The sequence below is a fragment of the Nocardia sp. NPDC127606 genome, from assembly GCF_042671725.1.
Taxonomy (GTDB): Bacteria; Actinomycetota; Actinomycetes; order Mycobacteriales; family Mycobacteriaceae; genus Nocardia.
Genome location: NZ_JBHXWQ010000004.1, coordinates 192,650 through 210,202, shown reverse-complemented (window position 1 = coordinate 210,202; position 17,553 = coordinate 192,650). Strand labels below are relative to the sequence as shown.

General features: G+C 67.7%; 18 protein-coding genes. 7 read left to right on the top strand and 11 right to left on the bottom strand.

The genetic code is table 11. From position 1 onward, the window contains the following. Window positions 1-4 precede the first annotated feature (4 nt). Window positions 5-904, top strand: a complete 900-nt coding sequence (locus tag ACFVJ5_RS20650; RefSeq protein WP_379222235.1) for an acyl-CoA dehydrogenase — start codon at window positions 5-7, stop codon at window positions 902-904. Between the two features lie 22 nt (window positions 905-926). Here ACFVJ5_RS20650 and ACFVJ5_RS20645 read toward each other — a convergent pair whose 3' ends face one another. After that, window positions 927-2,510: a serine hydrolase gene (locus ACFVJ5_RS20645; RefSeq protein WP_379222233.1), complete on the bottom strand. Its 1,584-nt coding sequence runs from the start codon at window positions 2,508-2,510 to the stop codon at window positions 927-929. 606 nt (window positions 2,511-3,116) lie between these two features. Between ACFVJ5_RS20645 and ACFVJ5_RS20640 the strand changes: the two genes are divergently transcribed. Next, window positions 3,117-4,118 (top strand): ATP-binding cassette domain-containing protein, encoded by a 1,002-nt coding sequence (locus ACFVJ5_RS20640; RefSeq protein ID WP_379222231.1) that lies wholly within the window; start codon window positions 3,117-3,119, stop codon window positions 4,116-4,118. Beyond that, on the top strand, window positions 4,115-4,969 hold the full coding sequence (locus tag ACFVJ5_RS20635) for an ABC transporter permease (protein WP_378989384.1): 855 nt from the start codon (window positions 4,115-4,117) through the stop codon (window positions 4,967-4,969). The genes ACFVJ5_RS20640 and ACFVJ5_RS20635 overlap by 4 nt, the downstream gene beginning before the upstream one ends. A gap of 13 nt (window positions 4,970-4,982) precedes the next feature. Here ACFVJ5_RS20635 and ACFVJ5_RS20630 read toward each other — a convergent pair whose 3' ends face one another. Continuing rightward, window positions 4,983-5,132, bottom strand: a complete 150-nt coding sequence (locus tag ACFVJ5_RS20630; protein WP_170112099.1) for a hypothetical protein — start codon at window positions 5,130-5,132, stop codon at window positions 4,983-4,985. A 52-nt stretch (window positions 5,133-5,184) separates the two neighbouring features. Between ACFVJ5_RS20630 and ACFVJ5_RS20625 the strand changes: the two genes are divergently transcribed. Further along, window positions 5,185-5,718: a peptidylprolyl isomerase gene (locus ACFVJ5_RS20625; RefSeq protein ID WP_378634585.1), complete on the top strand. Its 534-nt coding sequence runs from the start codon at window positions 5,185-5,187 to the stop codon at window positions 5,716-5,718. A 72-nt stretch (window positions 5,719-5,790) separates the two neighbouring features. On the opposite strand, the gene ACFVJ5_RS20620 is transcribed toward ACFVJ5_RS20625, so the two are convergent. After that, a complete protein-coding gene (locus ACFVJ5_RS20620; RefSeq protein WP_379222229.1) occupies window positions 5,791-6,240 on the bottom strand; it encodes a PH domain-containing protein in 450 nt (149 codons plus the stop codon). Between the two features lie 84 nt (window positions 6,241-6,324). Then, entirely contained in the window at window positions 6,325-6,588 is a 264-nt protein-coding gene (crgA, locus tag ACFVJ5_RS20615) for a cell division protein CrgA (protein WP_378634580.1), read from the bottom strand. A gap of 63 nt (window positions 6,589-6,651) precedes the next feature. Here crgA and ACFVJ5_RS20610 point away from each other — a divergent pair, with 63 nt between their 5' ends. The 3 genes from ACFVJ5_RS20610 (at window position 6,652) to ACFVJ5_RS20600 (ending at window position 8,600) form a co-directional block, all read left to right on the top strand. After that, window positions 6,652-7,314, top strand: coding sequence for an aminodeoxychorismate/anthranilate synthase component II (locus ACFVJ5_RS20610; RefSeq protein WP_379222227.1), 663 nt, complete (start codon window positions 6,652-6,654; stop codon window positions 7,312-7,314). Next, the gene (locus tag ACFVJ5_RS20605; protein ID WP_379222226.1) at window positions 7,311-7,997 is read left to right on the top strand and encodes a RibD family protein; all 687 of its coding nucleotides are present in this window, start codon (window positions 7,311-7,313) and stop codon (window positions 7,995-7,997) included. Before ACFVJ5_RS20610 ends, ACFVJ5_RS20605 begins: the two co-directional genes overlap by 4 nt. Before the next feature lie 144 nt (window positions 7,998-8,141). Next, window positions 8,142-8,600 carry a deaminase gene (locus tag ACFVJ5_RS20600; RefSeq protein ID WP_379222224.1) on the top strand — a complete coding sequence of 153 codons (459 nt, stop codon included), beginning with the start codon at window positions 8,142-8,144 and terminating at the stop codon, window positions 8,598-8,600. Window position 8,601: 1 nt separating this feature from the next. Here the strand turns inward: ACFVJ5_RS20600 and ACFVJ5_RS20595 are convergent, their stop codons facing one another. The 7 genes from ACFVJ5_RS20595 to ACFVJ5_RS20565 all read right to left on the bottom strand — a co-directional run bounded on the left by ACFVJ5_RS20595 (window position 8,602) and on the right by ACFVJ5_RS20565 (window position 17,443). Next, a complete protein-coding gene (locus ACFVJ5_RS20595; protein WP_378634571.1) occupies window positions 8,602-9,021 on the bottom strand; it encodes a CBS domain-containing protein in 420 nt (139 codons plus the stop codon). 100 nt (window positions 9,022-9,121) lie between these two features. Further along, window positions 9,122-11,017 carry a Stk1 family PASTA domain-containing Ser/Thr kinase gene (gene pknB / locus ACFVJ5_RS20590; protein ID WP_379222221.1) on the bottom strand — a complete coding sequence of 632 codons (1,896 nt, stop codon included), beginning with the start codon at window positions 11,015-11,017 and terminating at the stop codon, window positions 9,122-9,124. After that, on the bottom strand, window positions 11,014-12,543 hold the full coding sequence (locus ACFVJ5_RS20585; protein ID WP_379222220.1) for a protein kinase: 1,530 nt from the start codon (window positions 12,541-12,543) through the stop codon (window positions 11,014-11,016). Before ACFVJ5_RS20585 ends, pknB begins: the two co-directional genes overlap by 4 nt. A gap of 37 nt (window positions 12,544-12,580) precedes the next feature. After that, window positions 12,581-14,053, bottom strand: coding sequence for a peptidoglycan D,D-transpeptidase FtsI family protein (locus ACFVJ5_RS20580; protein WP_379222218.1), 1,473 nt, complete (start codon window positions 14,051-14,053; stop codon window positions 12,581-12,583). After that, entirely contained in the window at window positions 14,050-15,522 is a 1,473-nt protein-coding gene (locus tag ACFVJ5_RS20575; protein ID WP_379222216.1) for an FtsW/RodA/SpoVE family cell cycle protein, read from the bottom strand. Before ACFVJ5_RS20575 ends, ACFVJ5_RS20580 begins: the two co-directional genes overlap by 4 nt. Continuing rightward, the gene (locus ACFVJ5_RS20570) at window positions 15,522-16,970 is read right to left on the bottom strand and encodes a PP2C family protein-serine/threonine phosphatase (RefSeq protein WP_379222214.1); all 1,449 of its coding nucleotides are present in this window, start codon (window positions 16,968-16,970) and stop codon (window positions 15,522-15,524) included. The genes ACFVJ5_RS20575 and ACFVJ5_RS20570 overlap by 1 nt, the downstream gene beginning before the upstream one ends. Beyond that, the gene (locus ACFVJ5_RS20565; protein WP_062992366.1) at window positions 16,967-17,443 is read right to left on the bottom strand and encodes an FHA domain-containing protein; all 477 of its coding nucleotides are present in this window, start codon (window positions 17,441-17,443) and stop codon (window positions 16,967-16,969) included. Before ACFVJ5_RS20565 ends, ACFVJ5_RS20570 begins: the two co-directional genes overlap by 4 nt. Between the last annotated feature and the right edge of the window lie 110 nt (window positions 17,444-17,553).

Here is a 17,553-nt window from a genome sequence, read left to right as displayed (position 1 = left end):
ATCTGTGAATTCCTCGGTATTCGATTTTCTTCTCACCACCACTCCCGCCGACGCCGTTTCGGCTGATTTCGCGGCGGACTGGGCGCGCCACCGCACCAGGACGGCCGGGTTCGCGAGTTCGCTCGATCGGGCCGCGATCGCCGGATTCGACGGCGCGGGAACAGGTCCCGCTTTCCTCGGTGGATATCAGGAAGCCCTGCACGCGCTGGTTCCCTCGCTCGATCCCGCCGAGCTCTCCTCGATGTGCGCGACCGAGGGCGCCGGCGCGCGACCGTCGACGATGACGACAACCGTGCGCGCCGACGGCACCGTCAGCGGCACCAAATCCTTCGCCACGCTGGGCGCGTTCGCCGATCGGTTCCTGGTGATCGCCCGCTCCGGCACCCAGCCCGACGGCAGGCCGCTGCTGCGCGCCGTGCTCGTGTCCGCCGGTGCGTCCGCCGCGGTGACGCCGCTGCCCGCGCTGCCGTTCGCACCGGAGATCCCACACGCGGAAGTCGTCTTCGATGCCGCGCCGGGCGAACTGCTGCCCGGCGACGGCTACGCCGACTACCTGAAGCCGTTCCGGACGGTCGAGGACCTGCATGTGGTGGCCGCTGTGCTCGGTCAGCTCGTTCGGGTTGCCCGGCTAGCGCAGTGGCCCGCGGAGCCCGTAGAACAGCTGCTGGCGCTGTTTGCGGCGGTGCGTGGGGTCGGTGCCGAGGACCCGAGCTCCCCGGGTGTGCACATCGCGCTCGGGGGCATCTTCGATCGGCTGAGCGGCCTGCGTACCGAACTGGAGCCGCTGTGGGCGCCGGTGGATCCGGAGGTCAGGAAGCGCTGGGAGCGTGATGCGCCGCTGCTCGGGGTCGCGGGCAAGGTCAGGGCGGCGCGGCTGGCGACCGCGTGGCGCGCGCTCGCCTGATCGACCGGCGCTCGGTGCGGTGTCAATCGGTTCTGGTGAACGTGCCGAGGCCGCTCTCGTCGAAGTAGTCGATGGTCAGTGTGCCGTCGGCGAACCGTGCGGAGGTGACGCTGCCGGGCGGGGCGTTCTCGCCGCTCAGATCGAAGGCGAAGGTGTCGCCGTCCCAGTGCCGGAGTTGATAGGTCCGCTGTTCGGGGCCGATGGTCAGGCGCAGGCCGGTGTCGGTGGCGACGATCGTGGCGGGACCCCAGTAGGCGCTGTCGTAGGTGCCCTCGTAGGTCGGTAGTGGCTGGGCGGGGGCCGGATTCGCCGGGGCGGGCTTGCCCGACAGGTCGCCTTCGGGATCGTCCATGGTGGCGAACGCGTCGCGGTACAGGCCGCGCCAGTCTTCGCGTATCTCGCCGAACTGCACCAGATCGGCGAACTCGGCGGTCAACGTCTCCGGGATGCCGAGCGGCGCGGCGTTGGTCAGCGCGACGATGGCCACATCGGCGGACGGGATCACCAGGAAGTTGGTCGCCGCGCCGAGGCCGAAGGCGCCGGAATGACTGGTGGCGGTGCGCCCGGCCGCGGAGACCGACACATTGAAGCCGTACCCGTAGCTGCCCGCCCGCGCGGTGGGGGAGGTGGGCGGCGCCGAGACGATCTGGGGTGTGACGGCGGGCAGCAGCGCTTCGGCCGGGGCGATGGTCGTCGCGCCGGCCGTGCCGCTACCGAGCAGCATCGTGAGCCAGCGGGCCATGTCGTTCACCGAGGAGCTCGCGCCGCCCGCGGGGGACTGGGGGTCGGGGTCGCGCACGTAGCGGGCCACCCAGTCGCCGTCGATGTTCACGTGTCCCACCGCGTGATTCGGCCGGGCCAGGAAGTCGTCGAAGCGAGAGCTGGTGTCGCGCATGCCGAGTGGCGTGTAGAGGGAATCCGACGACAGTTGGGCCCAATCCTTCCCGGCCGCCGCGGCCACGGATTCGGCGCCGGCGGTGAGCCCGAAGTTGGTGTAGTGGTAGGTGATCCGGAATGGGTCGAGGGGTTCGAGGCGCAGCTTGTCGAAGATCGCGGCCTGGTCGTAGCCGAGATCTTCGAGCCGGTCGCCCGCGTGATCGGGCAGGCCGCTGCGGTGCGCGAACAGGTCGCCGACGGTGAGCTGGGCGGTGGTGGCGGGATCGGCCAGCGCGAACGACGGGAGGTGGGTGACCACCGGGGTCGTCCACTCGATCGCGTCCGCGCCGACCTGGTTGGCCACGACGGTCGCGGCGAGCGACTTCGACACCGAGGCGAGTTGGAAGACGGTGTCGGCGTCGACCTTGTCGGGCGCGCCTGCGTCACGAACACCGAAACCCTTGGCGTACGCGGTCTTTCCGCCGTGGACCACGGCGACAGCCATGCCGGGAATGCGGCTGGAGTCCATCAGCGAGCCCACCAGTTCGTCGAGCTGTCCGACGGCTTTGTCGACCGCGTCGGCGGGCAGGGCGACACCGGCGACTTGATTCGGGGGGAGCTCGGCGGTGGCCGGCGTGGTGGTGTGCGCGTCGTCGGTGGATCCGCTACAACCAACGAGGATCGTCATCGATAAGACGACCCCGGCGATCGCACCGCGACCAGGCACCATGGGCCGACGATAACCCTGGTTGCCGGGTGATCGCCGGAACGTGGCCGGACTGTGACGCCCGGCATTGGGTGCGCTTCGGCTGATCTGCCGAGCTGCGACCTTGCCGGAAAATGGGGAGCGGGCCTCGGCGAAGGGGGGGAGTTAGCCGAGGCCCGCGTAGGGTCGGCCCGGGGGGGAGGGGCCGACCTGAACGATCCTACGCGATACGCGCGGAATTCGTGTACGCGCACCGGGCGAGTTCGCGAGATTTTTCGGGTGTCGGTGCGGGTGGCGGCGGTGGCCCGCGGTGTGGCGATCGGCCGGTGCGCGCTCCCGGTACCTGTCAGGTGTCGTACGAACATCGGAATCTGCTGGTACGCAAGGTTTTACGGGGAATTGCCGATGAACAGGTTCTTGTCTGGCGTGTGGCGACCGTCCAGCGAACAGGCATTCTCGTTCGTGTCGGGAGACAGAAAATCAGTCCGATTCGCCGCGTGTCGCGACACGTCGGCATGTCGAACAATTGTGTACATCTGACATTCGGTCGCGCGGAAATTTGGGGTGCGACTTGTCGGTGGGTAGGGCAATACTGGGCACAGCATCGCCAACCACGACTTCAGGAGAATCATGCCCGACGCAATCGTCGCCGAGGGTCTGGTCAAACGGTATGGGCAGCTCGTCGCCCTCGACGGACTCGACCTGTCCGTTCCGGAAGGTACCGTCACCGCGCTTCTCGGCCCCAACGGCGCGGGAAAGACCACGACTGTTCGCGTTCTCACCACTCTGCTGATACCCGACGAGGGCACCGCCACCGTCGCCGGTATCGACGTGCTCGGCAATCCGCAGGCCCTGCGCTCGCGCATCGGCGCCTCCGGCCAGTATTCCGCGGTCGACGAATACCTCACCGGTTTCGAGAACCTCGAAATGGTCGGCAGGCTCTACCACCTCGGCACCCAGCGAAGTAAGGAGCGGGCCCGCGAACTGCTCGACCGCTTCCGCCTCACCGACGCCGCCGACCGGCCGGTGAAGGGCTACTCGGGCGGTATGCGCAGGCGCCTCGACCTGGCAGGCGCCCTGGTGGCCAACCCGCCGGTGCTGTTCCTCGACGAGCCGACCACGGGTCTGGACCCGCGTGCCCGGCTCGACCTGTGGGACGTCATCGAGGAGCTGGTCGCCGGCGGCACCACCCTGCTGCTCACCACCCAGTACATGGACGAGGCCGACCGCCTCGCCGATTCGATCGCGGTGATCGACCGCGGCAAGGTGATCGCCCGCGGCACCGCCGACGAACTCAAGGCCCTCGTCGGTGGCGACCGGATCGAACTCACCGTCGGCGCCGCCGACCAGCTCGCCGTTGCCCAGCAGGTGCTGAGCGGGCTCGCCGACGGCGAGATCCATCTCGAACCCGGCCTGCGCAAGCTCATCGTGCCCGTCGCCGACGGGTCACAGGACCTGGTCACCGCCATCGGCAGGCTCACCGAGCACAAGGTGACCATCAACGATGTCGCCCTGCGCAGACCCTCGCTCGATGACGTCTTCCTGACGCTCACCGGGCACGAGGCCGAAGAACTCGTCAACGGTGATCGCGAATCCGAGACCGTGGGCGCCGCGGAAGGAAAGAACCGATGACCGTCGCACTCGACAAAGCCGAGCTGCACCCTCCCAGCCTCGGCGAACGACTGTCGATGGTGGTGAGCGACAGCATCACCATCGCCAAACGCAACGTCATCAAGATCAAGCGCGTACCCGACGTGCTGATCTTCACGACGCTGTCGCCGATCATGTTCGTGCTCCTGTTCGCCTACGTCTTCGGCTCGGCGATTTCGATCCCCGGGCTCGAAGGCGGCTACCGGGAGTTCCTGATCGCCGGCATCTTCGCCCAGACGGTGGTGTTCGGTGCCACTTTCACCGGCGCCGGCCTGGCCGAAGACATGCAGAAGGGCATCATCGACCGGTTCCGGTCGCTGCCGATGGCGCCGTCGGCGGTACTGGTCGGGCGCACGATCAGCGATGTGGTGATCAACGTCGTCAGCCTGGTGGTGATGTCGCTGACCGGTCTGGTCGTCGGCTGGCGGATCCGCGGATCGTTCCTCGACGCGGTGCTGGCGTATGCGCTGATGCTGCTGTTCGCCTACGCGCTGTCGTGGATGATGGCCGTGGTCGGCCTGATCGTGCGCGCGCCGGAGGTGTTCAACAACGCCAGCTTCATGGTGATCTTCCCGTTGACGTTCCTGTCCAACGCGTTCGTTCCGCTCGACAACATGCCCGCCCCGCTGCGGGTGTTCGCCGAATGGAACCCGGTCTCGGCGCTCACCCAGGCGGTGCGTGACCTGTTCGGCAACGTCAACCCGATGGCGCCGCCCTCGGACGCGTGGCCGATGCAGCATCCGGTGACCACCACGCTGATGTGGATCGTGGTGATCCTGATCGTCTTCGTGCCGCTGGCTCAGATCCAGTACAAGAAGTCGGTCAGCCGCTGAGGAACAGCCGGAACTAGTGCGCCGAGCCGTTGCGGGAATACCCCAGACGCGGCGGCTCGGCGGCCGGTTCCGGCAATTGTGGACGCTTGGCGCGGGCCAGGTAGGCCAGGGCGCCGGCCCCGGCGAGCGCGATCGACGCGAGCAGCGGATTACGAAGCTTCATTCGACCACTGTGGCACAAACAGATTCGACGTGTCGCGTGGCACCATAACTGCGTGACCTCACCCAACCAGACGGCCGTGGCAACTCTGCACACCAACCACGGCGATATCAGGATCGCGCTTTTCGGCAACCACGCCCCGAAGACGGTGCGCAACTTCGTCGGTCTCGCCGACGGCACCGCGCCGTACTCCACCGTCAATGCCGGTGGTACGGAAAGTGGCCCGTTCTACGACGGCGCCGTCTTTCACCGGATCATCCCGGGGTTCATGATCCAGGGCGGCGATCCGACAGGCACCGGCCGTGGTGGGCCGGGCTTCGAGTTCGCCGACGAGTTCCACCCGGATCTGCGCTTCGACCGCGGCTATCTGCTCGCGATGGCGAATGCGGGCGCGGGCACCGAGACCAATGGTTCGCAGTTCTTCATCACCGTCGGCGCGCAGCCGCACCTCAACCGCAAGCACTCGATCTTCGGCGAGGTGGTCGACCCCGATTCGCGCAAGGTCGTCGACGCGATCGCCTCGGTGAAGACCGATCGCAATGATCGCCCCGACGAGCCGGTCATCATCTCGGCCGTCACGATCGACTGATCAAGGCCACACACAGAACTCCCCGCCGCGGATCATCGCGGCGGGGAGTTCTTTGCTTCACGTGAAACAACGTCAGTCGGTGGTCACCGAGGCGAAGCCGTTGACGACCAGAGCGTCGTACACGTCGTGGGGATTGGTGCCGAGGTCCCAGCGGCCGAAGATCAGCAATCGCTCGGTGTCCTCGTGGCGCACGTCGATCTCGAGCATCGCGGATTTGCGGCCGATGCGGCGGTAGGAGACCATCCGGATCCGGTCGATCCGGTCGAGTGGGTAGTCCTTCGGACCGGTGAGCGTGCCGACCACCAGGCGCGGCGCGGGGCCGGGAACCATGGTGAGCCGGGGGCGCTGCCGGATACCGAGCGCGGACATCGCCAGCACGGCGACCGCGGCGATACCGATGAGCAGCCTGCTCGGGCCGTCCTGGGCGAGGATTGCCATCACGGCCAGCAGGATTCCGCCGCCGCTGATGGCGAGCAGGCCTGCGACAGGGGTCGACCACGAGACGGGTTGTGCATCGTTCACGCGGTAGTTCGCCCCTCTATCCTCGAGTTGTGCACAGGGTTATCCACAGGTGTGCATGAATAACACCGGTGTAATCCGCTGCGATCAGCGCCATCGCATGGTCATGACCAGGCCGATGACCATCAGGCCGAACCCGATCAGGAAGTTCCAGGCGCCCAGATCGAGCATGAAGCCGATGTGGTCCTGCGCCAGGTAGTAGACGATCAGCCACACCAAGCCGGCGAGCATGAAGCCCAGCATGATCGCGACGTACCAGACCGGCGACGGCCCCGCTTTCACCTTCACCGGCGTGCGGCTGGCGGGGCTCGGGGTGTAGTCGGCCTTCTTGCGGACCTTGGACTTGGGCATGACGTCCTCGAATTCGGAGTACAGGTAACTCCTAGGCTATCGCAACTCCCGTACCCTCGACGCATGCGTGTATTGGTCGTCGACAACTACGACAGCTTCGTGTTCAACCTGGTGCAGTACCTCGGCCAGCTTGGTGCCGACGTCGTGGTCTGGCGCAATGATGACCCCCGCCTCGACGATCTGGACACCCTGCTCACCGATGGGGACGAAGGTGGCGCGTTCGACGGCGTGTTGGTGAGCCCGGGCCCCGGCAGCCCCGACCGGGCGGGCGCGAGCATCCCGCTCGTGCACGCGGCCGCCAGGCACAACAAGCCCCTGCTCGGCGTGTGCCTCGGGCACCAGGCGATCGGCGAGGCCTTCGGCGGCACCGTCGACCGCGCGCCCGAACTGCTGCACGGCAAAACCAGTGACGTTTTCCATCTCGGGTCCGGCGTGTTGGCCGGCCTGCCCGACCCCTTCACCGCCACCCGCTACCACTCGCTGACGGTTCTCCCGGAAACCATCCCCGAGGAGCTGGTGGTCGTCGGCCACACCGAGAGCGGCATCGTGATGGCGATGCGCCACCGCACGCTGCCCATCCACGGCGTGCAGTTCCATCCCGAGTCCGTGCTCACCCAGGGCGGCCACCGGATGCTCGCCAACTGGCTCGAGGTCTGCGGCGAACGTCCGTCGGAGGCACTCGTCTCCGCGCTCGAGGCGGAGGTCGCCGCGCTGGTGACACAGTGAGGCCGTGGGTTCTGCTCTCGGTGGCGGCGAGTCTGGACGGCTACATCGATGACGCGAGCGCGCAGCGCCTGCTGCTGTCGAACACCGCGGACTTCGATCGGGTCGACCAGATCCGGGCGGAGTCCGACGCGATCCTGATCGGTGCGCACACTCTGCGCACCGACAATCCCCGCCTCCTGGTGAACAGCGCCGAGCGCCGGGCCGCTCGGATGTCGGCGGGCAAACCGGAGTTCCCGGTGAAGGTGACCGTCACCGATTCCGGTGATCTCGATCCGGGGTTGCGTTTCTGGCACACCGGCGGCGACAAACTCGTCTACACCTCCGATGCGGGCGCCGTGAGGCTGGGTAACCGGCTCGACGGGCTCGCCGAGGTGGTCGGCCTCGGCGAGCGACTCGCGCTCCCGGCCCTCGTCGCCGACCTCGGCACGCGCGGTATCCACCGGCTGATGGTCGAAGGGGGCACCGGTATGCACACCGGCTTCCTCGCGGCCGACCTGGTCGACGAGATCCGCCTGGCGATCGCGCCGATCCTGGTCGGCGATCCGGCGGCGCCGCGCTTCGTCGGACCGGCGCAATTCCCCGGTGGCGCCGGTCGCAGGCTGCACCTGGCGGGTGTGGAACAACTTGGGGATGTCGCTGTGCTGAACTACCTGGTCAGCCCCGATCCCCAGCCCCGCAACTAACTGGTACCGCGAACAGAATCACTGCATTGACCTGGGAAAATTCAGCTGTCCACAGTTCGCGGACAACTTTGCTCCACACCTGAACATGACCGATTCCACATCACGCGAGGGTTGTGGATAACTCGCCGACCACAGGGAAACGACATGAGCCACGACGACACCGACCACCGGTTCATGCACAGGGCGATAGAGCTCGCCAGGAACTGTCCGCCCAGCGAGACGGCTTTTTCGGTCGGCGCCGTGATCGTCGCCGACGGGGTGGAGATCTCGACCGGCTACTCCCGCGAAACCGACGAGAAGGTGCACGCCGAGGAGTCCGCGCTGAACAAGCTCGACCCCGACGACCCCCGCCTGACCAGGGCCACGATCTACAGCACCCTCGAACCGTGCTCCACCCGCGCCACTGCGACCCGGCTGCCGTGCACCGATCGCATCCTGGCCGCGGGCATCCCCACGGTGGTGATCGCCTGGCGCGAGCCGAGCCTGTTCGTCGCCGCCTGCGAGGGTGTGGACAAACTCCGCACCCATGGCGTGCGGGTGGTGGAGCTCACCGACCTGGCCGCGGAAGCCATGTCGATGAACACCCACCTGGATTTGAGTTAGCTCAGGGCCGCCCGTAGATGGCGGTCACGAACTCGCCGAGCTGATTGTCGTCGAGGTGCCGAGCCAGATCGGCCTCGCTGATCATCCCGACCAGGCGCTTGTTCTCGATCACCGGCATCCGCTTCACCCGGTGCGATTCCATCTGGTCGAGCACGTCTTCCACATCGGCGTCCGCGCTGACCCATCGCGGCGTCGACTCGCACAGTTCCGCCGCTGTCGTCAGATCAGGTGACAGACCGAGCGCGACGCACTTCACCACGATGTCGCGGTCGGTGATGATGCCGCACATGCGCTCGTCGTCATCGGCGACGACGATCGATCCGACCCCGAGATCGGCCATCGCCGTCGCCGCGGTCGTCACGGTGTCACCGCGGGTGATCCACTGCGCACCGGGCTTCATGATGTCCCTGGCTGTCGTCATAGGGGGCTACCTCCTCGTCAGCAACGCTGGATGGGATGAAAGCAGCCTCATTCTGCGCCCGCACGGCCGCGGCGGACGCGTTCGCCATCCAATCGAGACCTCATCGCGGAATCGGCGACGCTCCCACGTGCAGCACCACATTGCCGTTGATCGTCACCGAGGAACCCGCCGCCGGGCTCTGCCCGACGACCTTGCCCGAGGCACTGCCGTCGAGGGTGATCACCGTGGTTTGGCTGAGCTGACCGGTCCACCCTTCGCTGCGCAGCCGTTCCTGGGCTTGCACCGGCGTGAGCCCGGTGAGATCGGGGACGGTGATGCGGTCACCGGCGGAGACATGGACCGTGATGGTCGAGCCCTTCTCCGCGTTGCTGCCGCCTGCCGGGTTCGTGGCGAGCACCTGGCCCTTCGGCAGCGAGGATTTCATTTCCTGGATCTCGACCTTGAAACCGGCGGAATCCACCAGATTCGGCTGGGCGACGGAGATGTCCTGGCCGACCACGGAGGGCACTCGGACCTCTTCCGGCCCGCCGCCGATGGTGACGATGATCGGCTGATCGATGTCGACCCGCACACCAGCACTCGGTTCCTGCGCGATCACCTTGTCGGTGTCCGCCGTACTCGACGGCTTGCGGGCCACATTCGGATCGAGTTGCAGCCCGAGCGAATTCAGCTGCCGTTCGGCGTCGGCCTGACTCATGCCGATCAGTCGCGGCAACTGCACCTGCGTCGGCCCGGTCGAGATCTGCAGCGTCACGGTGCTGCCCTCGTCGATGCGCGAACCGCCGAGCGGCTGGGTCGCGATCACATTGCCCGGCGCGACCTTGCCGTCCGGCTTCTCCTGCACGGCCACATAGAAACCGGCCTGCTGCAGTGCGGTCTGCGCCTGCTGGGCGGTCTTGCCCGACAGATCGGGGACGGCGACCTGATCGGCCCGGCTACCAGGGCCGACCAGCACCCAGAACAGCCCGAACGCCACGGCCAGCGCGGCCGCGACGCCGAGCGCGATCAGCCCGGTGCGGTTGCGTTCCTCGCCGTCGGGCCCGACCACGGGGTGTTCGGAGGTGTCGTCGCGGCGGTCGTGAAAACTGCGCGGGCCCGGCTCGTCGTCGTAGTCGGTGCGGTCTTCCTCGTTCATCACCATCGGCGCGCTGGGCTTCTGCCCGCCGAGCACCCGGATCAGGTCGGCCCGCATCTCCGCGGCCGTCTGGTAGCGGTTGGCCGGGTTCTTGGCCATCGCCTTGAGGATCACCGAATCGAGCTCACGCGGCACGCCGGGATTGACCGACGACGGTAGCGGCGGATCTTCCTTCACATGCTGGTAGGCGACCGCGACCGGCGAGTCACCGGTGAACGGCGGCTGCCCGGTGAGGATCTCGAAGAGCACACAGCCCACCGAGTACACGTCCGAGCGCGCGTCGACGGTCTCCCCGCGCGCCTGCTCGGGCGAGAGGTACTGGGCGGTGCCGATCACCGCGGCGGTCTGGGTCATCGGGTTGGCGCTGTCGGCGATCGCGCGCGCGATGCCGAAGTCCATCACCTTCACCGCACCGGCGCGGTTGATCATGATGTTGGCCGGCTTCATGTCGCGGTGCACGATCCCGGCTTTGTGGCTGAAGTCGAGCGCGGCGCACACGTCGGCCACGACTTCCATCGCCTTGCGCGGCGCGAGCGGTCCCTTGCCGCGCACGATGTCGCGCAGGGTGTCGCCCTCGACGTATTCCATGACGATGTAGGGCAGCGGCCCGCCGTCGACGGTGGCTTCGCCGGTGTCGTACACGGCCACGATGGCCGGGTGGTTCAGCGCGGCCGCGTTCTGGGCTTCGCGCTTGAACCGCAGGTAGAACGTGGGATCGCGGGCCAGATCGGCCCGCAGCACCTTGATCGCCACGTCGCGGGACAGCCGCACGTCGCGGGCGCGGTGCACCTCCGACATGCCGCCGAACCCGATGATCTCGCCCAGCTCGTACCGCGAGGAGAGATTCTTCGGGGTCGTCATGGTTGTCCTATGGTCGGGCCTACCGCCGTGTCGCTATCGGGGAACGGCAGGTCGAAGGTGGGCAGCCGGGGACGGCCGACGGTGGTGGTGCCCGCGGCCGGCGCCGTGGTGGTCGGCTCCGGTTTGGTCGGCTTCGGCGTGGTCGTCGGCTTGGTCTTGGTCGTGGTGGTCGGCGGCACCGTGGTGGTGGTCGGCGGCTCGGTGGTGGTGGTCGGCGGCTCGGTGGTCGTCGTCGGGCGTTCCGTCGTGGTCGGCGGTTCCTCGGTGGTCACCGGCGGCGGCGGGACCGGCCGGGTGGTGGTCACCGGCGGCGGCAGCGGTCTGGTGGTCTGCACGGTGGTGGTCGTGGTCCCCGAATCCCGGTTCGGTTCAGTGCCGAACAGCAGCCACAGCACACCGCCGCCGAGCAGCAGCGCGCCGACACCGAGCGCGATAAGCCACTTCTGGTTGTTCTTGGCGTTGCTCGCGGGCACGGGCGCCGGCGCGGAAGCTTGGGTGGCCGGACCGCTGTAACCGCCGGTGGGAGGACCGACCGGACCGCCGGGCTGATGGCCGAAGCGCATGGTCGCGCCGTCGTATTCGGCCGCGGCCGCGGCTGCCGCGGCGGCGGGGAGCACCACGGTCGGGCCGGGCGGAAGTACCCGGGTGGCCCCCGTCATCGATGGACCGGTGGCGCTACCGGGGATCGGCGGCATGTGTCCGGCACGCACCGCGGCCACGGCATCGGCGAACTCGCCGCCGCTGCTGTAGCGCTGCAACGGGTCCTTCGCCATCGTGATGGCGATCAGTTCGTGCACGTTCGCGGGCAGGTCGTCGGGCATCGGCGGCGGCGCGTCGCGCACGTGCTTCATCGCGACCGTGATCGCGCCCTCACCGGTGAACGGGCGGACACCGGCCAGTGCTTCGTAGCCGACGATGCCGAGGGAGTAGACATCCGACGCCGCGGTGGCGTCCTCGCCGACGGCCTGTTCGGGCGCGATGTACTGGGCGGTGCCCATCACCATGCCGGTCTTGGTCACCGGCGAGGCGTCGACCGCCTTGGCGATGCCGAAGTCGGTGATCTTCACCTGCCCGGTCGGCGTCACCAGGATGTTGCCCGGCTTCACGTCACGGTGCACCACACCGGCCGCGTGGGCGACCTCGAGCGCGCGCCCGGTCTGCTCGAGCATGTCGAGACCCTGGACGACCGAGAGCCTGCCCATCCGGTTGAGTACCGCGTTGAGCGGTTCGCCCTGCACGAGCTCCATCACCAGGTAGGCGGTCTCGCCGCCCGACGGGTCGGTGGTCTCGCCGTAGTCGTAGATGCCCGCGATCCCGGGCGCGTTGAGCTGCGCGGTGGTCCGCGCCTCGACGCGGAACCGCGCACGGAAGGTCGGGTCGGCGGAGAACTCGGTCTTGAGGACCTTGACCGCCACCCGGCGGTCGAGCCGGGTGTCCATCGCTTCCCACACCTGACCCATACCGCCCGTGGCGATGAGCCGCTGCAGGCGGTAGCGGTCGGCGATCATGGCGCCGTTGTTCAGCATCGGGGCCCCCGTGTTGTCACTCGCACACTCATTTCGTTCAGCCGCCTGCCAGGCCCGCGTCCAGTACCGACCTGGCGATCGGCGCGGCTACCGAACCTCCGGTGGCCGCCAGCGCCCGATCGCCGCCGTTCTCGACGATCACCGCGATGGCGATCTTCGGGTTCTGCGCGGGCGCGAAGGCCATATACCAGGCGTGTGGCGGGGTGTTACGGGGATTACTGCCGTGTTCGGCGGTTCCGGTCTTGGACGCGATCTGGTACGGCGACCGTCCACCGCCCGCGGTATTGGCCTCCGAGGCGACCATCAGATCCGTCAGGGTCGACGCTACCTGGGGGCTCACCGCCTGCCCGATGCTGACCGGCTTGGTCTTGCTGAGTTCCGACAGATCGGGCGCTTGGGTCTGATCGACCAGGTACGGCTGCATTCTGGTGCCGCCGTTGGCGATGGTCGCGGCGATCACCGCGACATTGAGCGGCGTCACCGACACATCGCGCTGACCGATGCTCGACTGGCCGAGCGCGGCGTTGTCCGGGATCGGGCCGACGGTCGATTCGGCGACCGGGATCGGTACGCCGGGCGGATCCTCGACGCCGATGCCGAACGCGGCGGCCTCATCCTTGAGCTTGGCCGCGCCGACCTTCACGCCGAGTTCGACGAACGCGGTGTTGCACGAACGCCGGAACGCGTCGTAGAGGCTGGCCGTCGGCTGGTCGCCGCAGGTGCTGCCGTTGTAGTTCTCCAGTGTGGTGCTGGTCCCGGGCAGGGTGATGTTGGGCGCGGCCGTGAACTGGTCGTTCGGACCGGCGACACCGTTGGACAGCGCGGCCGCGGTGACGACGGTCTTGAACGTCGATCCCGGCGGATAGGTCTGCGAGACGGCGCGATTGAGCATCGGCTGACTCGGATCGGTGCTCAGGCGTTCCCAGGCCGCGCGTCCCGCCGCGCCGTCGTGGCCCGACAGCTCGTTGGGGTCGTAACTGGGCGTGGAGACCATGGTCAAGATCTTGCCGGTGCTCGGCTCGATCGCCACGACGGCACCGGTGTAGCCCTTCGACGTCATCTGTTCGTAGGCGACCTGCTGCATCATCGGGTTCAGCGTGGTGAGCACGTTCGCGCCGCGCGGATCGCGCCCGGAGAACATGTCGATGAGCCGACGGCCGAACAGGCTCGAGTCGTTGCCCGAGAGCAGCGGGTCCGCGGCCAACTCGAGCCCGGTCTTGCCGTACTGCATCGAGTAGAAGCCGGTGACCGGCGCGTACGCCGAGGGGTCGGAGGGGTATTCGCGCAGGTACTTGTACCGGTCGTCGGTCGCGACGGAGCCGGCGAGCACGGTGCCGCCCGCGGAGATCTGACCGCGCTGGCGCGAGTACTCGTCGAGCAGCACCCGCGAGTTGCGCGGATCGCTACGCAGATCGTCGGCCTTGACCACCTGCAGATAGGTCGCGTTCACGAGCAACGCCACCACCATCACCATCACGGCGACGGCGACGCGACGCAGAGGCGTGTTCATTCGCTCACCCTGCTTTCCGGCCTGCGGACCAGTTCCGTGGCCGCGTCCGCGATCGGGGCGGGCGCGCGCTTACGGGTCGGTGCCGGTGCGCGGGCCGCATCGGAGATCTTGATCAACAGCCCGAGCAGCGCGTAGTTCGCCAGCAGCGACGAACCGCCGTAGGAGATGAACGGCGTGGTCAGACCGGTGAGTGGAATCAGTTTGGTGACACCGCCGACGACCACGAAGATCTGGATCGCGATGGTGAACGACAGGCCGGCCGCGAGCAGCTTGCCGAAGCTGTCACGCACGGCCAGCGCGGTGCGCAGCCCTCGGACGATGAAGATCAGGAACAGCATCAGCACCGCGGTGAGCCCGATCAGGCCCAGTTCCTCGCCGATGGTGGTGACGATGAAGTCGGTCTTGGCGAAGGGCACCTGCTGGGGACGTCCGCTGCCGAGGCCGGTGCCCGCGAGCCCGCCCGTGGCGAAACCGAACATCGACTGCGAGATCTGGTAGCCGGTGTTGTGGTAGTCGTCGAACGGGTGCAGCCAGGTGTCCACGCGCACGCGCACATGCCCGAACAACTGATAGGCGAACACGAAACCGAGCCCGAGCAGCCCGCCGCCGATGACCAGCCAGCCCACCCGCTCGGTGGCGATGTAGATCATCACCAGCACCGTGCCGAAGATGAGCAGCGAAGTGCCGAGGTCCTTTTCGAGCACGAGCACGCCGATGCAGACGATCCACACGATCAGGACCGGGCCCATATCGCGTGGTCGGGGCCATTCCATGCCGAGGAAGTGCTTGCCCGCCGCGGTGAACAGGTCACGCTTGGCCACCAGCACGCCCGCGAAGAAGATGATCAGCAGGATCTTCGCGAATTCGCCCGGCTGCATGCTGAATCCGGGCAGCCGGATCCAGATCTTGGCGCCGTTCACTTCGGAGAACCGGCTCGGCAACAGTGCCGGAATCGCCAGCGCGACCAGGCCTACCAGGCCTAGTGTGTAGGTGTAGCGCGCCAGCGTGCGGTAGTCCCGCAAGACGATGAGCAGGCTGATGAACACCACGATGCCGAGGCCGGTCCACATGATCTGCTGGTTGGCGTCGGGGGAGGGGACCGATGTCGCGTCGTACGCCGCCTTCTGCGCTTCGGCGAGATCGAGCCGATGGATCAGCACCAGCCCCAATCCGTTGAGCAGCGCCACAATCGGTAGTAGGAGCGGGTCGGCGAACGGCGCGAACCGGCGCACCGCGAGATGGGCGATGCCGAACAGCGCAAGGAACGCCACCCCGTACTTGGCGATGTCGGTGGTGATCGACTGTTCCTGGCTCGCCTCGACGATGAACAACGACACCGTCGTGATGCCCGCCGCGCCCGCCAGCAACAGCAACTCCTGGTTGCGTCGCGTCGACGGCGGCGGCGCCGGCGCGAATCCACCAGGGGGACTGGGGAACGCCCCAGCCGACGGCGGTGGCGGTGCGGACATCAGTCCGTCACCCGGCAGTTCTCCCCTGAGATCTGCGGGGTTGTCGGGGGGACGGTGGTGGTCGGGGCAGGCGTGGTCGTGGTCGGAGTCGCGGGCTGGTCGGGACCGGGAGTCGGTGCGCCACCGGGGATCACCGGGGTCTGCTCGGGCGGCAGCACGCCGGGCTGCGGCACCGATTCCTTCTTCGGGCACGGCGGCAGGAGCTCGTTCTGCGCCAGCACCTTCATGCTGCCGCGCGCCTTGTCCAGCGAATCCGGCGGCAGGCCCTTCTGTACCTGGTCGCGCCCGGTCTGCTTCAGATCACTGACCATCAGCGGCTTGCACCCACTCGGCGCGGACTTGCCCACCTCGACGAGCGTGAGTTCGCTCTTGCTGTTCACACAGCCCGTCAGCTCCACATCGTGGATCGAGTAGCCGAGGATCGAACCGGGCAGGCCGCGCATCACGACCACCTTGTCGTTGTCGGCGCCCACGTAGTAGTTGCTGCGAATCATCTTGTAGCCCACCACGAGTCCGACGGCGACCGCGGCGATCAACGCCAGCGACAGCAGCAGCCAGCGCAGCTTGTGCGACTTCGTCTCCGGCGGCGGCGGTGCGGCGGCGGCCCGGCGCGGTTGCGCCCGCGGCGGACGCATGGCGGCGGCACGCCCTGCGGCGGTGTTCGGCGGCGGGGAGTCCTCCTCCTCCTCGGTGGAGGCGGCGCCCGCGAGAATCGGGTGGCTCTGCCCGTAGTCGAGGTCGATCACATCGGCGACGACGACGGTCACATTGTCGGGACCACCACTGCGCAGCGCCAGTTCGATGAGCCGGTCGGCGCACTCGTCGGTGTTGCCCTCGCGCATGGTGTTGCCGATGGTCTCGTCACTCACCACGTCCGAAAGTCCGTCGGAGCACAGCAGATAACGATCACCGGCGCGGGCCTCGCGCATGATCAGCGTCGGCTCGATCTCGTTGCCGGTGAGGGCACGCATGATCAGCGAACGCTGGGGATGGGTGTGCGCCTGCTCGGCGGTGATCCGGCCCTCGTCGACCAGCGACTGCACGAACGTGTCGTCGCGGGTGATCTGGGCGAGTTCGCCGTCGCGCAGCATGTAGGCACGCGAGTCGCCGATGTGGACCAGGCCGAGTTTGCGGCCCGCGAACAGGATGGCGGTGAGCGTGGTACCCATGCCGTCGAGTTCGGGTTCGGCCTCGACGTGGTCGGCGATGGCGGCGTTGCCGGAATGCGTGGCGTGGTCGAGCTTGCCGAGGATGTCGTCGCCCGGCTCGTCGTCGTCGAGATGCGCCAACGCGGCGATCATCAACTGGGAGGCCACTTCTCCGGCGGCATGGCCACCCATGCCGTCGGCCAGCGCTAGCAGGCGTGCGCCCGCGTAGACCGAATCTTCGTTGTTGCCCCGGACGAGTCCGCGGTCGCTTCGCGCGGTGTAGCGCAGAACAAGTGTCACGATCGCAGCTCGATCACTGTTTTGCCGACTCGCACAGGAGTGCCGAGCGGAACACGGACGGCGGTGGTGACTTTCGCGCGGTCGAGATATGTGCCGTTGGTGGAACCGAGGTCTTCCACGTACCAGTCGTCACCACGCTGAGACAGTCGCGCGTGCCTGGTCGAGGCGTAGTCGTCGGTGAGTACCAGCGTGGAATCGTCGGCGCGTCCGATGAGAACCGGTTGCGTGCCGAGGGTGATTCGAGTGCCGGCGAGTGAACCATGAGTCACCACTAGATACTTGGCGCCCTTCTGGCTTCGGCTGAAGGAGGGCAGACCGATGGATCCCCGATTTCCGCGGGTTGCCCTCGGCTGTATCCGTATGCCGGATGCCGCGTAGATATCGCTGCGCAAGGTCCGCAGAACGGCCCAGACGAACAACCAGAGCAGCAGCAGGAACCCCGCGCGGGTCAATTGCAGGATCAATCCCTGCACGGCGTTCCACCTCCTGTTCGCCCGGGTACGTCGGTACGGCAGGTGCGGGGCGAACCACCCCCACCAGCGTGCTGGCTTGCGGGCCCCGAGGTCGGGACCGTGCGTGTAAT